This is a genomic window from Algibacter sp. L3A6, assembly GCF_009796825.1.
In the GTDB taxonomy this organism is placed as follows: domain Bacteria; phylum Bacteroidota; class Bacteroidia; order Flavobacteriales; family Flavobacteriaceae; genus Algibacter.
In genome coordinates this window covers 3,048,151-3,069,455 of sequence record NZ_CP047030.1, presented here as the reverse complement: position 1 = coordinate 3,069,455, position 21,305 = coordinate 3,048,151, and the positions used below count along the sequence as shown (strand labels likewise).

The window sequence follows — 21,305 nt, the reverse complement described above, 5'->3', positions numbered from 1 at the left end:
TTTATAATTAGTTATTTGAATATTCTATTTGTGATGCACGTTCTTTCCAATGTTCAGCTCTCTGCTCATTGAATTCCTTTCTATCAATTTCGGAAGGTCCTTCTTTAGTGTGTAATACACTATAATTACCATTGTATTGATGCTGTTCATTAGTAAGCTCTGCTAAAGGACTGTCATTTTCTTGACCGATGTGGTGTAATTGATATGGATTTCCATTTTCGTCCATAGGAGCATAACCAGCTTTCATCCTGTCTAAATTTGTTTCAGACTCATTTCCTGGTATACCTATTGGCGTATTATAATCTATATTAGGTTGAATTAACACCTCTCTTCCATTAACCATTTGTTTAGCTAGCCCGGCGTCATCATAAATTTTCTGTTCTGCAACACCTATATTCATATCCTCTAAGCTTTTAAAGCTTGGTTCCAGAAGTTGATTCTCTACTTCTAAAGCCTCCAAAGATCCATTTTCAACAATATCCATCGTCTCTAATGGAATGTCTTTTACCGCAACCTCTGAAACCTCTTTTAAAGTTTTAATTACTGCTTCTTTGGCAGCTTCGCCTAATATAGCTTCTATCATACTGCTTTTTTATTTAAAAAATAACTATCCTTTACTTCAACATTGTTAAGAACATTCGCCTTTAACACCATATTCTCAGCTAAATTAGACACTATTCTATTTACAAAATCTTCATCTTTCATACCCCAATATAGAGACAACAATCTTTTTAACTCCAAGAAATCTTCGTCCTTTTTATGAGTAAACAAATCGTGAAGTACTTTTTTCAAACCTACAGGGATTTTATTGCTAGCACTATATAAACCTTGAGTAAGAAAACTAAAAATCTGCTTTACAGCATAATCTGAATACACAACTTTATCGAATTTATTACCCGAAAGTATTATTTCCTGTTCTAACGCTTTATTATAAAGCTCTATTTTGCTTTTCAGATTCGAATACTCTATTGTACAAAGAGAATTTAATAACCTTTGAACAACTACCTTCCCTTTTTTACCTAAAGCATTAGACAATTCATAAACGTCAAAAGGATGTAGCGTTTCTAATTTATTTTTCTGCATTAACGTATAAACTTTATTGTTACTTGCTGCCGCAGAATTAATATTATTAATCATTGCACATTCTACAGGACGCTCCATTCCTTCTTTATGAACAAGTGCACGTCCCGTTACTAATCTACTCATATACAAAGCATCATCATCAGAAATGCCCAACGATCCTGCCAACAAAGACTGATCATCTTTTGAAACCAGACGATGTACAATTTTTGTATTCGTATTTTTTATTACATCTGGTGAAATCTTTGATGGTATTTGTTCTACTACTGCTACCCCTTGACCAAGGGAACGCATTTCAGCTATAACATTTGTAAATAATTCAACTGCCTTTCCTTTTGGATTACCTATTGATTCCGATGTTCTTTCAGTAGACACATTTTTCAGTAGACGGTGAGCTTCCTCAATTACCATAAAGTGTTGTAGTCCTTTTGATCCCATACCTGGGTTTACAGCAGGATTATCTTTCTGCCGGTATTGACTTATCATTACCAACATTAAACCTACGAAAAAGGCTTTATCATCATCATCTGCCAAACTTTCCATTTCAAGAATAGTATTTTTCTTCAATAAATCTTCCATAGGATGAAAATCATGAGTATCAAACATAATTCCTTTAGCTCCAACAGAAAGACTTTCGATACGCACAACAATAGCGGTTCTAATATTATCTTGCAACTCTCCTTTATATGCTAATTCATTCTTTACATAATTTTCAACCTCACTTTTTAAATCACTAAGCGTCGGAAAGAAATAAAGGTGTTCTTCAGTATCGTAGCCACTTACATCATAATTCCCCATAGAATCTGTAAAATATGGGTGAAATCCTTTCGTAATATTCCACCCTTTTTTGATGTAAATATTATGAATACACTTTTCTACAATAGCTGGCATTGGCCCATAAAGAGAAAAACTTGCATTAAAAATAGCTTTCAAATAATCAATATGCTCAGATAAATGTATACCCTTTTGAACATAAAAAGGATTAAACCTTATTGGGCTAACAGAAGCATCTCCGACAGTATAAATGTTTAAATTATCTTTAAAAACATCATCGGAAAGCAATTGCCTGTAATCTCTTTTAGCAGATTCTATAACCAAAAAGGGAATATTTTCTTTTAAAGTTAAATCTTTCAATATATTTTTTACCGTTGTAGTTTTACCACTACCTGTTAATCCACAAACAAACAAATGTTTATTTAAATCTTTTGTAGTAAGGGTTATAAGTGAGTTTGGTAAAGGGTTACCATAATCAGCTATATTACCAATTTTTAATCCATCGTCACTATTAATATCGTTCAGTGATAGAGCAGGCATTTTTTTTATTTCAAAGCCAGGTAAAGACTCAGATGGAGGAGATGATATAAAAGCTAATTCTTCACTTGTTATATAGGAAGCTAAACCTTTAGGAAAGATAGACTTTACATTATTATTGACTGGCAAGAACAAACTTTGACTTTCCTTTAAATTCCCTATAAACATTTGCGAAGGAGGTAGTATTTTATCGCTTGGTTTTGATAATTCTCCTAAAAAGCTTCCTCCTAAAATTTCACAAGTAATTTCATCTTTTGCAGAAAAAGAAATAGATGTTTCCCACATACCTGTGTTAAAACCTTTAACAGTTCGCTCCAATAAATGTTCTGTTAATTTTTCGAGTTCTAACGCAACTCCATTTTGCTGCTCATAAGAGAGGGACTCCGATATATTAATGGATTTTGACTCGTTAGTACCAAACGAATTATTTTTTGTAGTTGTCTTTGATTTGTTATGTGCATAACCCGCTACAATAAATGATAAATTAGAATTATGCCCACTAGTTTTCGATTCTCCATCTGATTCTTGACGAGAAGAACCTATTGTATCTGTCACTCCTTTATCACTTCCTTTAGTTTGTTTTGCTAAAGCATGGAATTTATCTCGTAAATTTAAAAGCTCACTATAGGTATATTGCTGATCTTGTTGAGGAAGTGGTGTAGAAATTATGGCTAAATTATATTCTTTACCATATAAACTTCTTATTACAGATGAGATATTAAATTTAGCCTTTTCATCATCAACTTTAAGGGTAGGAACACCTGTTATCACGCCTCCTTTTGTATAACCATTAGATAGTGATGAAAACTTAGTGCTTTCGCTATATTCTATTTTTTTTCCAGGAAGAATGCCATTTATTAATGAACTGAACAATTCAACATCTTGATTTGTAGTGTTTTCCCTTTTTAAACCTAAGTAAATTGTATTTCCACCATTCTTACCTGAAATAATAGTAGCAACTGTAATACCAGATTTACTAGCAGCAGATAAAATTGTATTGTACCTATCCTTAATGAAAGAAGGAATATCTTCTTCTGTATTGTTGATAGAAACCTCTCTTAAAGGAAAAAGATAAAAGGTATCCAGCCAATTATTTGGATCTTCCTTTACTCCTTGAAAAACAGGCTTTTCATTAGAAGATATTTCTAACCAAGGCATTAGCTTTTGAATTCCTGAAAACAATTCCTCAGAAATATCTTTATTTTCTAGAGAAGGGTTTTGTGCTGTATCATTCTTCTCTATCATTTAGATGCTTGGTTTAAAGTTGAATTTTTTTTGATAAAACTTTGTAGTTCTTTGTTAAACGCAATAGTTACTTCATTTAACCAAAAATCTACTTCCTTCTCTGTTTTTTCAAGATAGTTTTTTACATCTTCTCTTATATTAATTCTAGTTTTGGTAGCAACCTTATTGTATGTTAACTTAAACACAAACGCAGCCACTGCAATAACTACAATACCAGAAACAATTAGACTGATAACAGAGGTAGATAAAATGGCATTGATCCCTAAAGCTCCTACAATAAACGTAGTACCACTAGCTATAAAAGCATTTAGTTTTCTATTATCTTTTTGAAATTCAATAGCATTACTAATTAAGTTCTTATCTTCTTTTAAATTATTGGCAAACTCAATAATTTTTTCATTGAGCTTTTCATCGTAAAACTTATTTTTAGTTTTAACATCTAATTGATTAATAGCACTTTGTGCATCTTTCATTAAATAAGATAATAAAGTTTCTAATAACTGTTCTGATTTAAATATTACTTCTTTTGGGATATAACTAGATAAATGAGAAATTGTATGATCTATATCGAAATCTTTTTCTAATTGATTTAAAACATTCTTTTTAATACTAGCAAATTGTTCCTTTATATCTTGGTTGATATCATTCATAATGTTACTTCTTCTAAAATTTCATCAATACGTTTTACTGTGCTTGGGATGTTACTTTGCTTTTTTTTTAAACCATCTATTTCATCGATAATATCTTCATTTTTCTGACTTTTGTCTTTTTCATTTTGCAATTCAGTTTGCCTTTCCCTTATGGAGTGGTTTGCTTTACTAGTAACCCCATCTAGATACTTTTTTAAGATAGTTTTGGTTTGAGCTAAAGTTTTAAATTTTGTTTCCTGTATAAATGAAATTACTTGGCTAACTACTTGTTCTTGGTATTTTTGTTCATTCAACACCTGTTTTGTGCCAATTTTGACTTTATTATCCCTAAATATTCTGGCAATTCCTAATGTAAAAATATCCCAACCATCTACTCCTCTTTTTTCGTATACATCTTCAATATCATACGATTGTTTTTCTGCTTTATGCTCTATTGCTTTTAAATCTATTTTAGGCACATTTACTTTATGGTTTGCTTTAAACTCAATTTCTATGTCTTTTAAACTACTTTTAAAAAAACTGGTTATTGAATTAGAAAATACTGTAATATCATCAGCCATTTCGTTTTGAAAATCTAACACTTGTTTTTTTATACTTCCAAAATCTTGTAATGAATTTATAGTATTTTCATATTTGCTAGCAATACTGTTGATACTTGCTACAACTTGAGAATTGATACTTCCACCAAACTTATCATTGGCTTCTATATTCATTTCGTTAAGTTTTAATTTAAAAGACTCTAGTATATCCGAAATTTCTTCTATTTTTTTTGCAAAACTTTGTGGACTTTGTTTCTTTAAATTTAATCTACCTATTTTTTCTTCTATCAATTTATCTTGTTCTAGATATCCACTCTTAATGGTATCTAAAATTTCTTTTAATTGTAAATTAGGAGCTTGCATTGAGTACTCATCAATGGTCTTATAAATTTGTTCAAAATTAGAAGCTTCATTCACTACATCAATCAACTCTCTTTCTTCGTCTTCGGCTTGTTCTCTATAAGATGATAAAATTTTCTTTTTGACTTTATCTTCTCTAATTTTTTTTATGGGTAGCCCTTGTTTTAATTGGTTGTTAATTTGCTCTAAAACACTATCTACTACAATAATTCTATCTTTTGGTATAATATGCCCATACAAACGTTTGGCTTCTGCTAACAATTTTTCAACCTCATCTTCTTCGTACAAACCTCTATGTGTTAAAATTAAAAACAGGTTTTCTTTACTTTTATTAGAAATGGTATTGTCTACAAAAGTTTTAAAAGATTCTGACTCTATGGGTTTTATAGGATGTACAAATAAAATAGCATTTGCTTTTTCTAAAAATTTTAGAGAAACATCTTGCACACCTCCAGTTGCGTTTACACCAGGACTGTCTACAATTCTTAATTCTTCAAAAGACCAATTTAAAGGATATCCAAAGTTGATTTCTATAGGGATTTTACTTTTTGTAGTATTTAAAATATAACTTTCAATAAGTTGCTTTTCATCTTGCAATTCCATTCCAGAAAGAGCTTCTAGATCTCCAATGAACTCTTCTGTTACTTCTACTTTATCTTGGCTTATAATAAATTCGTTTATAGTAGTATGCGGTATTTTTCTATACTGATCTTCTATACTACATATTTCTCCTAAACGTTCTTTAGCCTCATCAACATTTTCTGTAGATAAATCATCATATAGTTCTTCTATTTTACCATCTGCATACACAACTTTTAAATAAGAATTTTCTGATTTAAATATTTCTACAATGGCACTGGTTGCTTGTAAAACATCTGATGGTAAAATTTCTTTTCCTAACAAGGCATTGATAAAGGTAGATTTTCCTGCTTTTACTTCTCCAGCCACAGATAATAAAAATTTACCAGACTCTAAGGATTTTACTCTTTGCTGTAAAAAATTTAAATCTACACCATCATTTGCAGTGCCTCTATCTGCCATATAGCTATTGGCAATATTGATGCTGTTTTCTTTACAGACTTTGTAATTGTTTCCTATCATTTTTCTCCTTTATATAACTTTTTTAAGTCCACTTAATAAACAATACTTCATTAAAACCTTTACAGTATAAACTTGAAATTGTTATTGTTTAAACTGTAATTTCATTCTCTTAATTTGTTCTTTATTTATGGGTAAATGTTCCTTAACGACTACCCCCTTGCTTATCAACAACTTACAAGTATTTATTATTATTCCTTAATGCTTTTTAATTCTTTCTAAAGGTTACGTACTTAATTGTTGAACTGGTGTACTTAAACCTTTAGGTGGTGTACTTAATTTATATAACTGGTGTACCTATATCACTTTCATTTCTGTATTAGGACTTAATTGCTTTAGCAATTGCTTTACGTTTTCTTTGGCAGTATCGTTTTTAAAACTACTGTCTTTACACACAAAACGTAGCGGTTGGTGTTTGGCAATTTCTTTGGCAAAAGCCTCGTCTAACTCAGTATCAAAACAAGCGAGCAAGTAATTAGTATCTACTACAAATACTTCTTTACCTAAAACCGTTTCTTTTTGTGTTTTTAAGGTTAGTGGTAAACCCCAATCTAATAGTATTTGCGTAAGTAAATCTTCTGACGTTCTATCTTCTTTTATGTTATCTGCAAACACATCTAATTGCCCTTGGTTGTAGTCTTGTGGCTTATAATATACATCTTGCATATTACTACTAGCTACTTTAAAGACTTTAAAACCATAATCTATATCTGCATTGGTTTCTTCTTTAATTTTAGTAGCTGCTCTACGGATGCGCTCTTTACCTAATTCAGTCAAAAGATGTGGTTTATTAATTGTATCTAAAAATGAAATTGCATTTTTAAGAGTATGTTTTGTATTACCATCTGAATGAAGTAAACTATCATCAAGGTTCTCAGGTAACTGAACCAATATAAAATTATTCATTCTTTCAAACTCTGTATTGTATTGAAGTAATGCATCTGATGTTGTCGCTGATCCTGAAAAAAAATCTAAAACAATACTATCTTCTAGTTCCATAGAAGCAATTAATTGTTTAATTAAACTTGTTGGTTTTGGATATGAAAAAATACTTTTATTTCCAAATAACTTTTCAGTTTCAATTCCTCCATCACTTTTTAAACTTATGATTGACCTTAACAACATTGAACCTACATCTTTTAAATATTTAACAGAACTTGGCTGAGTGTTTTCATCTTTTGCAAACCATATTCCACCACATAGAAAAGAACCGTCGTGTAACTCGATAATATTTGTATAATCAACAACTTCATCAAAAGTTTCTTTTTTCCATCTCCATCCCCTATCAGGAACTTTTACAGGAACTTTTAATGTAGGGTGAAGGACATCATAAGTTGGTCCAAATGTATTCGCATTAGGCCAGCTCATATTAATTTTACCCCAAACATTATAATTATTATCAATAGAATTATATAGCGTTATCCCTCTATCATAACCTTGTTTCTTATATAATTTTTTTAATAGTTTTTCAGCTTCAGGAATTTCAATTCTACTTTTTTTAAATTTCCCTATTAAATCATAAATCTCATCTAAGCCTTCTTTAACCATCAAAAACTTATGGTCTTTTTCTACATTTTTCACGTATACTAATATGTATTCGTGAATACTTCCTATTCCTTTATCATTTTTAGGGACTCTTTTATTCCAAGTAATACATTCTATAAAATTATTTTCCCCAAAAACCCCATCACATAATTTTCTTGAGTTATGAACTTCAATATTATTAATTGATATGAAAATAACGCCATCATCAGTTAATAAATTACGAGCTAACTTTAAACGAGGGTACATCATAGAGAGCCAGTCTGAATGATAACGTCCTGCGGTTTCAGGGTTGGCCACTAAACGGTTGCCATACTCGTCTGTTTGGTCGGTTTCTTCTTTATAGTCTGCACTGTCTTGTGTAAAATTGTCTTTGTATACAAAATCTTTACCTGTGTTGTAAGGTGGGTCTATGTATATCATTTTAATTTTACCTAAATAACTTTCTTGTAAAATTTTGAGTACTTCTAGGTTATCGCCCTCTATGTATATATTTTCTGTAGTATCAAAATTTACAGAATCTTTACGTACGGGTCTTAATGTTTTGGTGGTTGGTAAATTGGCGGTTACAATGGCCTCTTTTTTACCAGGCCATTCTAAACGGTAACGTTCTTTTGCACCTTCTACTACTTCGTGGTTTAGTTCCTGTTTTAGTTGGTCGAAATCTATGGCTTTTCCTTCTGCTGTTTCTGTAACACAGTTAGGAAATAAGGCTGCAATTTTTTCTATATTTTGATTTACCAAGTCTGGTGAGGTGAGGTCTAGTTTGTCTGTTTTCATAAGTATTATTAATGTGAGATTTTACAACTTCACGAACAGTAAAAATATAAATATCTATCGACTTATACCTATAGATTTACACTTTTACTTTTCAACCTTATTTAATGTCGTATTACCAATTAAAAAACACTCCATCCATAATAGCTGCCTAAATAGTTCTCTTAGCTAAATAGTAGAATTCTAAAACTGTATATACATGCTAAAAATAATAGAACTAAATTTATGTTTATTACGGTATTCCGTAATTATCTAATATTTCAAATTCAGAAAAAGCTCAACTGCTTGACCAACATTGAAGTCTATGAAGAATTTAATTATGATAGCGCAGCTTTAATTCCCGCTTCCTTAGCACCACTAATCATATATGCTAGCTAAGCTTTATAATTACTTCTAACATTACAATTCTAATTACACCATTTATTAACTAGGTGCTTTCCCCCCATATTTAAGCTCAAACATTAAACGTTTAATTTGTTTAATATCTTCGTTTAAGAGTAAAATATCATTTTTAGTTGCTGGTAGTGTATTGGGCATAAATGTTTTTTTTAAGCCGTAAGCAATGCCGTCTGCTGCTGCGGTACCAAGCATGGTGTTTTTAATAGAATCTAAATTGATACCACTTATTTTTTCCTCAATGGATGCTAATTTCTCTTCAAGAACAACTGGATTATTAATGGAATTTTGATCTGGCACTTTTAGTCCTGGTTCTTCTTTTTGATAGTGTCCTGATACATATTTATAATTATTCCGCTTATAGCTTGCTTTCGTTTTACAACTATTTGTGCAATACACATGATTGCTTCTTCTTGCTTCAAATTGCTCATAGCAATGTTTGCAGTTTTTTATCTTTTTCATGGATTTTTGTGTAGTTTTTGGTGATTTAACTTGATTAAAACGTTAAATAAGATGTTATTTAACGTTTTATCGTCTGTTACTTTTTCCTGTAAAATCTATTATATTAAACATTTCAAAGAAACGATCATACATTCTACTTCCATAAACCTGTCCTAAATCGATAAGTGTTTTTACCATATCATTCTCAGCATTAGTATGATTCGTGGTAGCAAATGTTTTGTTTCCTTTTTCGTACTGACTAAACAAGATCTCTTCTACTACATTACAGTTACCATAGTTACTCGCAATTCTTTCTGAATTAATATCATCTATAAATAACCTTTGCCTTACAAATGTATTCATCATATAACTTTTATCAGAAGGCTTAGCGCAAGACTCGTACAAATTAACCAAATCTTTCGCATGATAACCTTTAAACCTTAATCCCGGATATTTGCTAAATATTTTCTCAAAAATCTTCATATAAGCAGTTTTACCAATTCCAACCCCTCCAACAATTAGTAATCCCTTTTTAAAACTTGGGCGACTTAAATCTGTTTTTAAATTTTCACATTCAAAAAATTCTGGATCTCCCAAAAAATAAAGAAATAAAGTTTTAATGTTTTTTAAACTCGTAGGGCTGTTTATAAATTCTTTCCCATAGCTATTCTTAAACTCACATTTAAATTCTTTCCAAAGTTGTTGTTTTGTAAATCGTTGCATTGGTTTTCTTGTGCTTTTATCTAATACAGTAGCTGTATTAAGGTTTATTATTTGTTTAATAACTTCTCCTGTTTTTTGTACTTCATTATTTCTCATAATCCTTTTATCTATTTGTTTGTAATTCTAATTTTGATTTATCCCCTCCTATACTTGGTCTTTCATTTGCTACCCATTTAGCAACCCGCTTATTTAATTCCCAAAACTTTTCAGACTCAAATCTCATAAGTGTTTCAGACGAGTTAATTTCAGACCAATAATTATAAAAATCATTTAAAATCTTATTTGAAAAATTAGTGAGAGCAAAAACATCTTCTTTAAATCTCTTTTTTCTTTTATTTATATTTTCTTCTTTTTCTTTCTTAGTAGTTGCTACTAAATTGCGATTCGTTTGTTCTTCAATAGCTAATTGCTTGTTACTTTGTTTGCTATTTTGTTTGTTATTCTGTTTGCCATTTTGAGACACTTGGAAATCGACATGATCATAATAGTCTGAAGTAATAGTAACCTTAGTATATTTTGTATGTGGCTCTAGTTTTATTTCCTTCGTAGACACTAATTTGTCCAAAGCCGTTCTAACCTTACTTATGGATAAACCTGTTTCTACGGCCAATCGCTCTTTTGACGTTATAAACTCCCCTTTATGGATTGTTATTCCTTGCCATTTTTTAGTACTGTAATTTGCCTTTATTAAACAATGTATAAATAGCTTACATGTATTTTGATCCGTATACCACTCCCAGTCTACTAAATCTCTGAATAGTTTTATAAAACCTGTTTGAATTATCATAAATCTATATTTAATTTATGCTAATCGGTTTCTGGATAAATACTCATCTACTTTATAATTCATAGATTGCTTTGTTTCTTTTCGTCCCGATTTTACCCAATCAAATAATTCTGACTTTTGGAAATACAAACGTTTACCTTTTTTACTATAAGGAATCTCTTTTTTATGAACTAAGCCATAAAGTGTAGCCTTAGATAGCTTAACAAATTTAGCAGCCTCATCTATAGATAATAGCTCGTCTTCTTGAATACTGTTTTGAGAATCATAATGTTTTCTCATTTTACTTGAAATGCGCTCTACAAGGTTTTCAATTTCGTCCTCTGAGAGCATAAAAAATTGCTTCTTCATTTTTTTGGGTTTTTATTGGTTATGAGGCAAATTTATAGCGAAAATCAGCGGGTAGCAGGGGGTGTCGGAAACCGATCGGAGAGTTATCGAAATACGTAAAACACTAAAAAACAAACAAATAACCATAACAAAGAACACTATAAAACAAAAAAAAGAACCTAATGTTTGATTAGATTCTTTTTTTTATTGGTGTTTTTCTTTGTTTTAGCGCAGTTCTAAAAGTAATTTACTTAGTAATCTTACCATAAAAGGAACCTTGAGTTTTTGCAATTTAGCTTTAGTATCCTCAATTAATTCCTTTTGCCCTTGAGTTGCGGTATAATAACTAATCCCTTTGTTCGCCATGGAGTAAAACGTGCTGTTTTTTACATTTTTTTTAAAAATAGAAAGATCTTCATAACTACCTGTTATTTTGGTAAACCTTATTAATTCGGTGAGTGGTATTTCTGTGAGGTTATTTTTTTTATTTTCATCATGAAATATTGCAAATAATAAAGCGCGCTCACCATCAGAAAAACTGTTAATAATATCTACAGCATCTATTTCTTCTATTGAAAGCTCATTTTTATCTTTTATGCTTAAAGCAGGCTTCCCTCCTTTTCTTTTAGATTTTTCAACGCGCTCAGCTTCTTTGCGCTCATCAATTCTGTATGGATACTTTACATCTAACATCTCATTATATTCACTAGAACTTTCATAACCTCCCCCTTGAAAATCTTTTAGATAGAAATATCCATACTTATCTTGTTCATAGATAACTTGATAATAGCTAATATAATTACTATAATGCCTTCTTATTTCATCTAAACAGTCGGCTATAGCTATATCTGCTATAAATTTAGTAAAAGTATATCCTTGAGAACTTACAAAAGCTTCTAGAACTTCTTCTTCTAAAATTTGCTTTATAACCTCCTTTGGTTCACCGTCAACATATTCATACCTTTTTTTAAAAATATGATAAGCGTCTGCTGCTCTATCTTTTAAAACATTCTCGAATTTTTCAATTCTACAAGTACTTAATGACCTTAACATACCATTACTAGTTGTGTGAAAAGGTCTTTTTTTAGCTTTAGCTTTTTTAAACTTTGATATTATTATTCTCTTTGTTGCAGTGAAGGTTTTATTGTAAAAGTGATTATATACTTTATGATATTCCATCTAAATCTAAATTTATGCGGTTAGCTGCTCCTACTTTATTCTTATCCAAAATTTTGGTGTAGATCTGTGTTGTTGAAACATTTTTGTGTCCTAATAGCTTTGAAACGGTATAAATATCAGTTCCATTTGCTAATTGAAGTGTTGCATAACTATGCCTAAAATTATGAAATGAGATTTTCTTGTTTATACCAGCTTTCTCAATCCATTCTTTTAGAGGTCTAACTATTTGCGAATATTTAATATCTTTAAATATAATACCTTTAGAGGATTCTTGTAACTTTAATATGTTATAAGCAGACTCTGAAATAGGATGATTATTTATATTTCCTGTTTTTTGCTCTCTAAGCTGAACATAATCTCCAAGATGTTTATCTTGATATATTTTCTCCCATGTTAAGTTCTTAATATCGATAAATCTAAGCCCTGTTAAAGCAGAAAAAACAGCCATGTGTTTTATTTTTTCAATCTTTATATCGGTTTTCCAAAGTAAAGAGAGCTCCTCTTCCGTTAAATACTCTCTATGCGTCTCCTCTTCTTTAATATAATCTGCATGTAAAGCTATATTGGTTGTGGTTAAATTCTGCTTGTAGGCTTCTTTAAGTACATATATAAATTTCTTATAATAAGACGAAGCCGTATTTATAGCCAAACTACCTTTTTTAGTTCTTAGGTTTTTAGTTGATAATAAAAAGCTTCTATACTTCTTAATATGTAAAAGTGTAATTTGATTAGTAGCTAATTTATGACCTGCAAATTCTTCAAAATACTTTAAAGATGCCTTCCATGATAAATAATTATTTCGGCTACTTTTATTATAATATTCCTCAATAATAGTTTGATAAAAAGCTACAAAGTTTAAACTAAAATTGATGTTCTCTTTAAATCCATATTCTTTATCCCTTATTTGAATTAAGCGTTTAGATCTTACAAGTTCAGCAAACTGAATTGTTTCTTTATTATGCGATTTTTCCATCTCATTCTTAGGAACACTATAAATTTGCAGTTTTAAAAATTCCCTCCTTGTTTCCTTTCCTGTTTCTGGATTTATAATTGCAGGGTAATAGTCCAAATATAGACTTCTTTTACCATTTGCTACTTCTTTATCTCTTAATGTTACATTAGCCATTTAACTCCTTTTATTTGGTGCTCCATATAATTTTCGAATATCTCTTTTTAACACATAGGTAAAACGACCTTTCTTTATTTTCTCTATGCCTTTTAATTTTAAGTGTCTTTCAATCGACCTAAGCGATATTTTATAATACTCTGAAATTTCTCCCATAAAATAATACTTCTTTTCATCAAACTCTTTTTTCTTTATCTCGACCTTTTTATCATTGGGTTTATTAAATCCTTGCCTGCATAAATGATCTAAATCCTTTCTAGAAACTAAAACACGACCTCGTATTTTAAAACTTAATAAATCTCCTGATAAGATTAAACGCTTAATTGTTGATCTGCTAACATTTAATAAAATCCCACAATCTGTTACACTTAAAAACTCCTTAACCTTAACCAGTTCCAACCGTTCTGAAAAGGGATGTCTCTCCGTAATTTCACTCTTTTTGGCGAGAACTTGTCGTGTTTTCTTTGCTTTATGCTTATAATGTTTTTGGTTACAAGAAAGGCTACAATACTTAGTCTTTGTAGTCTTTGCTTGGAATTTCTCCCCACAATATGTACATCTTTTATTTACTAACATACGACACAATTTCGCTTTTTTTTATGGTTCTATGCGGTTCTAGAGGGTTCAGAGTGGTTCTACATGGTTCAAATAAAACCAACAGGCGACAATCTTGATGCAAACATAACAAAAAACACAAAACGAGGTACAAAATAGGTACAAAAAACAAGAAAAATGTACCTATTTAAACAAAATAACGAAAAGTCAGAAAACGAAAAACCCTTGTTTTACAAGGGTTTTATTTGTTTTATTATGTTTTGTTTTTGGCATTTACTTTCCGATACAGAAATTAGCAAAAATATTACCTAACAAATCATCATTAGTAATTTCTCCTGTTATTTCACCAAAATAATATAGAGCCTGACGAATATCTATCGCCATTAAATCTCCAGATAAACCAATTTCTAAACCTTCTTTTACCTTTCCTATTTCTTCAAAAGCTTTTAGAAGCGAATCGTAATGTCTCGTATTGGTAACAATAGTATCGTTATTTCTCAATGCGCCTGTATTTACAAAGCTTAAAAGCTTATCCTTTAACGCTTCGACACCTGTACCTGTTTTAGCGGAAAGCAGATGAATGTTTTCAATTTCTGCCTTAACGATATCTACTTGCTTTTCATCAAGCTTATCTACTTTATTAGCAACAATCAATAATGGTTTTAGCGGATATTTATTCTTAATTTTTTCTATTTCAATTTTAAAAGATTTTAGAAAAGATGCTTCCTTAAAATTGCTACTATCAGCAAGAAAAACAACAACTTGAGCCTGATCTATTTTTTCAAAAGTCTTTTTAATACCGATACTCTCAACAACATCGGTTGTTTCTCGAATACCTGCGGTGTCAATAAAACGGAAGCCAATACCACCTATCGAAATTTCATCTTCAATAGTATCCCGTGTAGTTCCTGCAATTTCCGATACTATGGCGCGTTCTTCATTTAAAAGCGCATTTAACAGCGTGGATTTACCGACGTTTGGTTCTCCTACAATAGCTACCGGAATTCCGTTTTTAATCACGTTACCAACCGCAAAAGAATCTATCAATCGTTTTAATACAAACGTAATACGTTCGGTTAAATCTTTAAATTGTCCTCTATCAGCAAACTCAACATCTTCCTCTGCAAAATCGAGTTCTAATTCTATTAACGATGCAAAATTTAAAAGCTCTTCGCGTAACTTTGCTATTTCCGAAGAAAAACCACCACGCATTTGCTGCATCGCTATTTGGTGAGACGCTTCATTATCACTTGAAATTAAATCGGCCACAGCTTCTGCCTGACTTAAATCTAACTTTCCATTTAAAAAAGCTCGAAGTGTAAACTCTCCAGGCGATGCCGTGCGACAACCTTTCCTTATAAATAATTGAATAATTTCCTGTTGAATATAATTAGATCCATGACACGATATTTCTACCACATTTTCTCCAGTGTAAGAATTCGGGTTTTTAAAAACGGACACCAAAACCTCATCTATAGTGCGTTTGTTATCTATAATATGCCCTAAATGAATGGTATGCGTTTTTTGCGTTAAAAGCGACTTGTTACTTTTAACAGATCTGAAAGCGCTGTTAGCCACGGTAATGGCATCTTTTCCGGATAATCGGATGATAGCAATGGCCCCTGCTCCAGAAGGTGTTGCTAATGCTACTATAGTATCGTCGTTTATCATTTGGCAAAAGTACTAAAAATGGAAATGTTTACAGATATAAGTTTATACTGAAATTAATAGCCTCGTATGTATTAATCTTTACGATTAAAGAGATTACACTCCAATATATTATCAATAATATAAAAAGTCGATAAAAAAGGTGTGACTTTTTAAACATATAAGTGTCTTATTGATAAGCCCCTACAACTTGATAGCTTAATTTAATCCATAGCAAGCATGAAAATTATTGAATCCGAATTCTCTCAGCATATTTTAAAATCGGAGAAAATATCTCTTGGAGATATCCATTTTTTTAATCACATAGTCGTTATTGAATTTAGCGAAGGCGTACATATCGATATCCACAATGTATCGGAAATTTTTAAAAAACTAATTTCTCATTTCGGAATATCGCGACCTTTTGGCATTATTGCAAATCGTGTAAACTCCTACTCTATTAACTTGTTAGATATAAACAGTTTTAAAGAAATAATGAACAACCTATGTGCTTACGGTGTTATAAGTCATAATTCTGCAAGTGCCATGAATGCTGAAATCGAAAGCAATTTTTGCTCACGAGAAAACATACATTTCAAAAATATTAGCGATGGTGTTAACTTTGTTTATAGCAGAGTAAAAACTAAAATCTCGGTATCTTTAAACTAAATAAATCCCGTCAGACTTAATTTCTATTTGGCGTTGCTTATACAATGTACCAATAGCCTTTTTAAAGTTCTTTTTACTCATTTGGAGTTGATCTTTAATGGCTTCTGGACTAGATTTATCGGTTAAATTAATATAGCCGCTATTATCATGTAATTCATGCATAATTTTTTCGGCATTTGGCTCTATATTTCTATAACCAATTTGACCTAAAGCGATATCTAATTTATTACCAGGGCGTACTTTTTTAACGATACCTTTTAATCTATCTCCTATACTTAAATCTTTAAAAATTTGATCTTTGTAAATTAAACCAATATGTTTTTTATTTACAATCACATTCATACCAATATCCGATGGGTGAGATACAATTAAATCCACCTCATCAAACTCAGCAACCGTTAATTCGCGGTTATCTAAAAAACGCATAGTTTTACTAGAAGCTACTAAACGCTCGCTTTTTTCATCTAAATAGCAATGTACCAAGTACCAACCACCTGGTTTCATTTTAAAAGCTTGCTCCTGAAACGGACAAAACAATTCCTTAACTAAACCCCAATCTAAAAAGGCACCATATTCGGTAACTTGGTTACAACGCAAAAGCGCAAAACCATCCTTCATAATATATGGCATATCTGTTGTAGCCACTGGGCGCTCGTCATTGTCTAAATACACAAAAACCTCAAGCTTGTCGTAGATTTTAAATTCCTGCGGAACATATCTATTTGGTAACAAAACCTGGTTATCTTCATTATCAATTAAATAAGCACCATGCTCACTTTCACGAAGAATTTCTAATGTATTTACTTGTCCTAAATGTATCATGCCGCAAAGGTAATGATATTCAAAAAAAGAATCGAGATTAAAATTATTAGAAAAGAGAAAAATTTTAAAAGACAATATTTTAAATATAAAAAGGCGCTACAAAAATGTGGCGCCTTTAATATTATAGAGAGAATTATACTGTAATACTAGTACACAGATTCTTTTCCAAAATGCTTTGCAAGTAAGTAATAAACAACCGCTCTGTACTTAGTACGGTTAGATTTTCCGTATTGTTCTATTACAGCGGCAATACCTTCGTCTAAGCTAGCATCATCAGCCAATCCTAATTTTTTAATTAAGAAGTTATTTTTTACGGTTGCTAATTCAGAAGCATCCGAACCAGAAACCGTAGAAGAATCTGCATTATATATAGATGGTCCACAACCAATTGTTACTTTTTTCAAGAAATCCATATCTGGAGTTACACCACATTTATCTTTTAAATCTGCCGCGTACTTTACAATTAAATCGTCTCTTTTACTCATGTTTTAGAATGTTTTTAAAAAGGGTTTATAAATTAAGTTATTAAGATAACTATTTTTTAGACACCAAATAAATTGATAAGTCACATTCTTATTTTAAATTTTTGAAATAATTTAGTAAAATTTCATCATTAACAGCTTTAGGTGTAAACACTTCCAATATTTTTGGTTGCTCTCCAGCATCGTAAAATGTAGCCAAAACCCCTTTCAATTCTACCTTATCGGAAGCTTTTACGTAATCTAAACCATACATTTTCGCTAAATGTTCGGCCGTAAGATTATGTTTTGTTTCAAAATAAGTGTCGAAATTTTCTGTGTTTTTATGTCCTGGTAAAATTCTAAAAATACCTCCACCCTGATTATTTACTATAATAATTCTAAAATTTTTCGGAATATAATTATTCCAAAGCGCATTGCTATCGTATAGAAAACTTAAATCGCCTGTAATAAAAATCGCTTGTTTTTCATTAGCCACAGCACTCCCAATAGCCGTACTTGTACTTCCGTCAATACCGCTTGTACCACGATTACAGAACACCTCTAGGGTTTTATTTAAATTGAATAATTGCGTGTAACGAATAGCGGAACTGTTACCCACTTGCAAAATACTTTGTTCTGGAATCGATTTTAAAACCTTATTAAACACTGTAAAATCCGAAAAAGGAAGCGTTTTTAAATACTGCTTATGCTTTACCAATCGGTCTTGCCTTACCGCACTCCATACCGCACTATAATGACTCTTTACGTAATGTGTTACTTTCGGTAAAAACTCCGAGAAAAACTGATTTGGAGCTGCCTTAATATGATTGTTTAAACAGAAAAACGTATCATTCGCATCCTTTTCATCAATATGCCAATGTTGTTTTGGTTTATACTTTCGTAGGAATTGTTTAATCTTTTTCGATACAATTAGGCCTCCAAAAGTGATTAATATATCGGGTTGAAGTTGCTTTTGCTCCTCTTCTGATAAAGGCGCAATTAATTGATCGATACTATTGAAAAAATGAGGATGATGTAAATTAGAAGTGCTTTCGGTTAAAACAATCACACTATCATCTTCCGATAATTCATCCAACCATTTTTGCTCAATACTATTCGGTTGATTTACTCCAACCAAAATCATTTTTTTTGATGCCGAATTCCAATCTTCAAAACACGATTTTAAAATATGCTCTTCAATTTCTGTTTCTTTAAAAGGAATTTCAATAACTTTTGGAGAAACACTCAATGCTTCAACCATGGTGTAAAGTGGCTCATCAAAAGGAATATTAATATGAACAGGTCCTTTTTTTAATTTTGAAATATTTATAGCCGTATTAATCTCTTCTTCGTTAAACGTTTGAATGCCTTTTTGCAAACCTAATAAACGTTCAAATTTATCTTCTAAATTTTTAAAAATCGGCAACTCCTCATGGTTAGGCACATTCTTTTCATCTTTTAAATCGAGCTTTAAATTAGCTGAATATAAAATATGATTTTCGAATACATTTTTCTGGTTAATAGTCTGTCCGTCACCAATACCAATTAAATGTTTTGGTCTATCGGCCGATAACACAACCAACGGAATATTACTATAAAAAGCCTCTGAAACTGCAGGATAATAATTAAGCAACGCACTACCCGATGTACAAACTACAGCGGTTGGCTCTTGTGTTTTTTGAGCAATACCTAATGCAAAAAAGGCTGCACAACGCTCATCAACAATACTGTAACTCTCAAAAAATGGGTCGTGAGTAAAACCAATAGTTAACGGAGCATTTCTGCTACCTGGAGATAATATAATATGTTTAATTCCTTTCGCTTTACACAACTGAATAACGGTTTGCGCAAGCGGAATTTTTGGATACATCATAACATTTTAAATATGTCCAAAAATAAGAATTACTGCAATAAGTTAACCGCTTATAGCACCTTTTTAATCACCAAAGATTTTGATACCGTTTCCTCCCATTCGTTTTCGGGGTTAGAACTTTCGGTAATACCTCCACCAACATAAACAATGGCTTTGTTTTCCTTAAGCTGCATACAACGCAAGTTTACGTATAGTTGCGTGCTTTTTTTTGTTGTAGCGTATGCTCTATTTTCAATATTTCTTTTTCCGGAGCGTGGTGCCGAAGTAATTTCTAAATTTAATTCACCTAAAAAACCCGTGTAAAACTCGCGGTTATAATGTTCTTCTTCTAAAATAAACTGTTTTGCAACCTCTTTAGGTAAACCACATACGGCTGGCGTTGGGTGTAAACTGTATAGTAAATCTTTTAAGCTAATGCCATTAGGTTTTAAAACGCCCCAAATTCTTGTTTTTAGATGCAGTAAATTACCAGCCTTTACCGTTTCTATTTTCGATATATTGATATTGTCAATTGTAGTCGCTATACTATCTAAAATAAAATCGGTGACATATTGTTGCTCTTGTAATTCTTTAGCTTGCCAAGTAACATCTAAACTCCCTTTATAGTTTTGCGTACCTGCCAAAGCCATAATTGAAAAACGTTGTCCTTCAATTTTAACTAAAGTTTCGGGTGTTGCGCCTAACCACAAACCAACTTTTGGATGATACCAACAATACACAAATGCCGAAGCATAGTTTTGTAATAAATTATTAAAAATAGTAATAGGATTGTTTTCTGAAAGCGAAACAGATTCCGTTCGAGATAGCACTACTTTTTTAAACTGATTGTTCTTTATAGCCTCTACGCCACGTTCAACAAGCTTGATGTGTATTTCTTTTTGCAGCGTGTTATCAACCTTAGAACTACTTTCAATAGAATCAATAGCCGTGGATTCTGGAACCAAACTTTTTAATTTATCAGAAAGTTCCAAAGGCATTAAAACCGATTTTTCTGTGTTGTCAAAAGGAGAAAACACAAAACCTTTTTCTGTAAAATCTTCAGTATATACTAAATCGTTTGTTTCTTGCAGTAATCCATTAACAGCACTTTCATTTGGTTTTCTATAAATTACAAATGGTAACTGTGCGTTGTATTGCGTATCAATACGTTCTAAAAACTCGTTAAATGTCATCCTTATCTTTTAGGTAACGATATGGTTGACAGACGACAAACAGAAATTAAATTATCATCATCATCCGTTACTTTAATATCTAATAATTGCGTTGTTCTACCTTTATGTAAAAAAGTTGCTTTAGCATAAACAAAACCACTTTTTACGCTTTTTAAATGGTTGGCCGTAATTTCTAAACCACGCACAAAAAGTTTTTCGGTATCTACAAATACATGCGTAGCAAAACTCCCCACACTTTCGGCTAAAGCTGCGGTAGCACCACCATGCAATACACCATCGGGTTGATGCACTCTAGAATCTACAGGCATTCTGGCTGTTAAGTAATCTTCTCCAAAATCTACCATTTCAATTCTTAATGTTTCCATTAATGTATTTTTACAAGCTAAATTAGCTTTTTCTAAAACTGCTTTTTTAGATAATTCCATAAGAAATTGTATTTTTAATCGCGATTGCAAAAGTACAAAATTATAAGGGCATTTGGCTTTAGATGGCGAGAGCTTTTTATTACAACCACATCCTGATTAA

The 21,305-nt window shown here is 31.3% G+C and carries 19 protein-coding genes; 1 reads left to right on the top strand and 18 read right to left on the bottom strand.

The window, feature by feature from the left end; translation table 11 throughout:
- Positions 1 to 7: 7 nt before the first annotated feature.
- The 13 genes from GQR98_RS12880 to mnmE form a co-directional block, all read right to left on the bottom strand.
- Positions 8 to 583: an HNH/ENDO VII family nuclease gene (locus tag GQR98_RS12880; RefSeq protein WP_159019847.1), complete on the bottom strand. Its 576-nt coding sequence runs from the start codon at positions 581 to 583 to the stop codon at positions 8 to 10.
- The gene (locus tag GQR98_RS12875) at positions 580 to 3,636 is read right to left on the bottom strand and encodes an ATP-binding protein (protein ID WP_159019846.1); all 3,057 of its coding nucleotides are present in this window, start codon (positions 3,634 to 3,636) and stop codon (positions 580 to 582) included. Before GQR98_RS12875 ends, GQR98_RS12880 begins: the two co-directional genes overlap by 4 nt.
- A complete protein-coding gene (locus GQR98_RS12870) occupies positions 3,633 to 4,286 on the bottom strand; it encodes a hypothetical protein (protein WP_159019845.1) in 654 nt (217 codons plus the stop codon). Before GQR98_RS12870 ends, GQR98_RS12875 begins: the two co-directional genes overlap by 4 nt.
- Entirely contained in the window at positions 4,283 to 6,286 is a 2,004-nt protein-coding gene (locus tag GQR98_RS12865; protein ID WP_159019844.1) for a dynamin family protein, read from the bottom strand. Before GQR98_RS12865 ends, GQR98_RS12870 begins: the two co-directional genes overlap by 4 nt.
- A 294-nt stretch (positions 6,287 to 6,580) precedes the next feature.
- The gene (locus GQR98_RS12860; RefSeq protein WP_159019843.1) at positions 6,581 to 8,605 is read right to left on the bottom strand and encodes a site-specific DNA-methyltransferase; all 2,025 of its coding nucleotides are present in this window, start codon (positions 8,603 to 8,605) and stop codon (positions 6,581 to 6,583) included.
- A gap of 420 nt (positions 8,606 to 9,025) precedes the next feature.
- Entirely contained in the window at positions 9,026 to 9,460 is a 435-nt protein-coding gene (locus GQR98_RS12855) for a hypothetical protein (protein ID WP_159019842.1), read from the bottom strand.
- 66 nt (positions 9,461 to 9,526) lie between these two features.
- The gene (locus tag GQR98_RS12850; protein ID WP_159019841.1) at positions 9,527 to 10,258 is read right to left on the bottom strand and encodes a hypothetical protein; all 732 of its coding nucleotides are present in this window, start codon (positions 10,256 to 10,258) and stop codon (positions 9,527 to 9,529) included.
- 7 nt (positions 10,259 to 10,265) lie between these two features.
- On the bottom strand, positions 10,266 to 10,949 hold the full coding sequence (locus GQR98_RS12845; RefSeq protein WP_159019840.1) for a hypothetical protein: 684 nt from the start codon (positions 10,947 to 10,949) through the stop codon (positions 10,266 to 10,268).
- Positions 10,950 to 10,964: 15 nt separating this feature from the next.
- Complete coding sequence (locus GQR98_RS12840) at positions 10,965 to 11,297, bottom strand: helix-turn-helix domain-containing protein (protein WP_159019839.1); 333 nt, start codon at positions 11,295 to 11,297, stop codon at positions 10,965 to 10,967.
- A 204-nt stretch (positions 11,298 to 11,501) separates the two neighbouring features.
- Positions 11,502 to 12,455, bottom strand: coding sequence for a hypothetical protein (locus GQR98_RS12835; protein WP_159019838.1), 954 nt, complete (start codon positions 12,453 to 12,455; stop codon positions 11,502 to 11,504).
- Positions 12,442 to 13,581, bottom strand: coding sequence for a site-specific integrase (locus tag GQR98_RS12830; RefSeq protein WP_159019837.1), 1,140 nt, complete (start codon positions 13,579 to 13,581; stop codon positions 12,442 to 12,444). Before GQR98_RS12830 ends, GQR98_RS12835 begins: the two co-directional genes overlap by 14 nt.
- The gene (locus GQR98_RS12825) at positions 13,582 to 14,157 is read right to left on the bottom strand and encodes a helix-turn-helix domain-containing protein (protein ID WP_159019836.1); all 576 of its coding nucleotides are present in this window, start codon (positions 14,155 to 14,157) and stop codon (positions 13,582 to 13,584) included.
- Between the two features lie 252 nt (positions 14,158 to 14,409).
- Complete coding sequence (gene mnmE / locus GQR98_RS12820) at positions 14,410 to 15,807, bottom strand: tRNA uridine-5-carboxymethylaminomethyl(34) synthesis GTPase MnmE (protein ID WP_159019835.1); 1,398 nt, start codon at positions 15,805 to 15,807, stop codon at positions 14,410 to 14,412.
- Between the two features lie 216 nt (positions 15,808 to 16,023).
- Here mnmE and GQR98_RS12815 point away from each other — a divergent pair, with 216 nt between their 5' ends.
- Entirely contained in the window at positions 16,024 to 16,452 is a 429-nt protein-coding gene (locus tag GQR98_RS12815; RefSeq protein ID WP_159019834.1) for a hypothetical protein, read from the top strand.
- On the opposite strand, the gene GQR98_RS12810 is transcribed toward GQR98_RS12815, so the two are convergent.
- The 5 genes from GQR98_RS12810 to GQR98_RS12790 form a co-directional block, all read right to left on the bottom strand.
- Positions 16,444 to 17,274, bottom strand: a complete 831-nt coding sequence (locus GQR98_RS12810) for a S1 RNA-binding domain-containing protein (RefSeq protein WP_159019833.1) — start codon at positions 17,272 to 17,274, stop codon at positions 16,444 to 16,446. The two genes, GQR98_RS12815 and GQR98_RS12810, sit on opposite strands and share 9 nt — an antisense overlap.
- 146 nt (positions 17,275 to 17,420) lie before the next feature.
- Positions 17,421 to 17,759 carry a DUF2853 family protein gene (locus GQR98_RS12805; RefSeq protein WP_042501323.1) on the bottom strand — a complete coding sequence of 113 codons (339 nt, stop codon included), beginning with the start codon at positions 17,757 to 17,759 and terminating at the stop codon, positions 17,421 to 17,423.
- Positions 17,760 to 17,847: 88 nt separating this feature from the next.
- Positions 17,848 to 19,608: a 2-succinyl-5-enolpyruvyl-6-hydroxy-3-cyclohexene-1-carboxylic-acid synthase gene (menD, locus tag GQR98_RS12800; RefSeq protein WP_159019832.1), complete on the bottom strand. Its 1,761-nt coding sequence runs from the start codon at positions 19,606 to 19,608 to the stop codon at positions 17,848 to 17,850.
- 50 nt (positions 19,609 to 19,658) lie between these two features.
- Entirely contained in the window at positions 19,659 to 20,780 is a 1,122-nt protein-coding gene (locus GQR98_RS12795) for a chorismate-binding protein (protein WP_159019831.1), read from the bottom strand.
- Positions 20,781 to 20,782: 2 nt separating this feature from the next.
- A complete protein-coding gene (locus GQR98_RS12790) occupies positions 20,783 to 21,205 on the bottom strand; it encodes a PaaI family thioesterase (RefSeq protein ID WP_074940413.1) in 423 nt (140 codons plus the stop codon).
- Positions 21,206 to 21,305: the final 100 nt, after the last annotated feature.

Coding starts and splice junctions, on each gene's coding strand:
- GQR98_RS12805 (WP_042501323.1), bottom strand. CDS start 17,759: ATGAGTAAAAGAGACGATTTAATTGTAAAGTACGCGGCAGATTTAAAA.
- mnmE (WP_159019835.1), bottom strand. CDS start 15,807: ATGATAAACGACGATACTATAGTAGCATTAGCAACACCTTCTGGAGCA.
- GQR98_RS12855 (WP_159019842.1), bottom strand. CDS start 9,460: ATGAAAAAGATAAAAAACTGCAAACATTGCTATGAGCAATTTGAAGCA.
- GQR98_RS12850 (WP_159019841.1), bottom strand. CDS start 10,258: ATGAGAAATAATGAAGTACAAAAAACAGGAGAAGTTATTAAACAAATA.
- GQR98_RS12825 (WP_159019836.1), bottom strand. CDS start 14,157: ATGTTAGTAAATAAAAGATGTACATATTGTGGGGAGAAATTCCAAGCA.
- GQR98_RS12880 (WP_159019847.1), bottom strand. CDS start 583: ATGATAGAAGCTATATTAGGCGAAGCTGCCAAAGAAGCAGTAATTAAA.
- GQR98_RS12840 (WP_159019839.1), bottom strand. CDS start 11,297: ATGAAGAAGCAATTTTTTATGCTCTCAGAGGACGAAATTGAAAACCTT.
- GQR98_RS12810 (WP_159019833.1), bottom strand. CDS start 17,274: ATGATACATTTAGGACAAGTAAATACATTAGAAATTCTTCGTGAAAGT.
- GQR98_RS12860 (WP_159019843.1), bottom strand. CDS start 8,605: ATGAAAACAGACAAACTAGACCTCACCTCACCAGACTTGGTAAATCAA.
- GQR98_RS12865 (WP_159019844.1), bottom strand. CDS start 6,286: ATGATAGGAAACAATTACAAAGTCTGTAAAGAAAACAGCATCAATATT.
- menD (WP_159019832.1), bottom strand. CDS start 19,608: ATGATGTATCCAAAAATTCCGCTTGCGCAAACCGTTATTCAGTTGTGT.
- GQR98_RS12835 (WP_159019838.1), bottom strand. CDS start 12,455: ATGGAATATCATAAAGTATATAATCACTTTTACAATAAAACCTTCACT.
- GQR98_RS12870 (WP_159019845.1), bottom strand. CDS start 4,286: ATGAATGATATCAACCAAGATATAAAGGAACAATTTGCTAGTATTAAA.
- GQR98_RS12815 (WP_159019834.1), top strand. CDS start 16,024: ATGAAAATTATTGAATCCGAATTCTCTCAGCATATTTTAAAATCGGAG.
- GQR98_RS12790 (WP_074940413.1), bottom strand. CDS start 21,205: ATGGAATTATCTAAAAAAGCAGTTTTAGAAAAAGCTAATTTAGCTTGT.
- GQR98_RS12795 (WP_159019831.1), bottom strand. CDS start 20,780: ATGACATTTAACGAGTTTTTAGAACGTATTGATACGCAATACAACGCA.
- GQR98_RS12830 (WP_159019837.1), bottom strand. CDS start 13,581: ATGGCTAATGTAACATTAAGAGATAAAGAAGTAGCAAATGGTAAAAGA.
- GQR98_RS12845 (WP_159019840.1), bottom strand. CDS start 10,949: ATGATAATTCAAACAGGTTTTATAAAACTATTCAGAGATTTAGTAGAC.
- GQR98_RS12875 (WP_159019846.1), bottom strand. CDS start 3,636: ATGATAGAGAAGAATGATACAGCACAAAACCCTTCTCTAGAAAATAAA.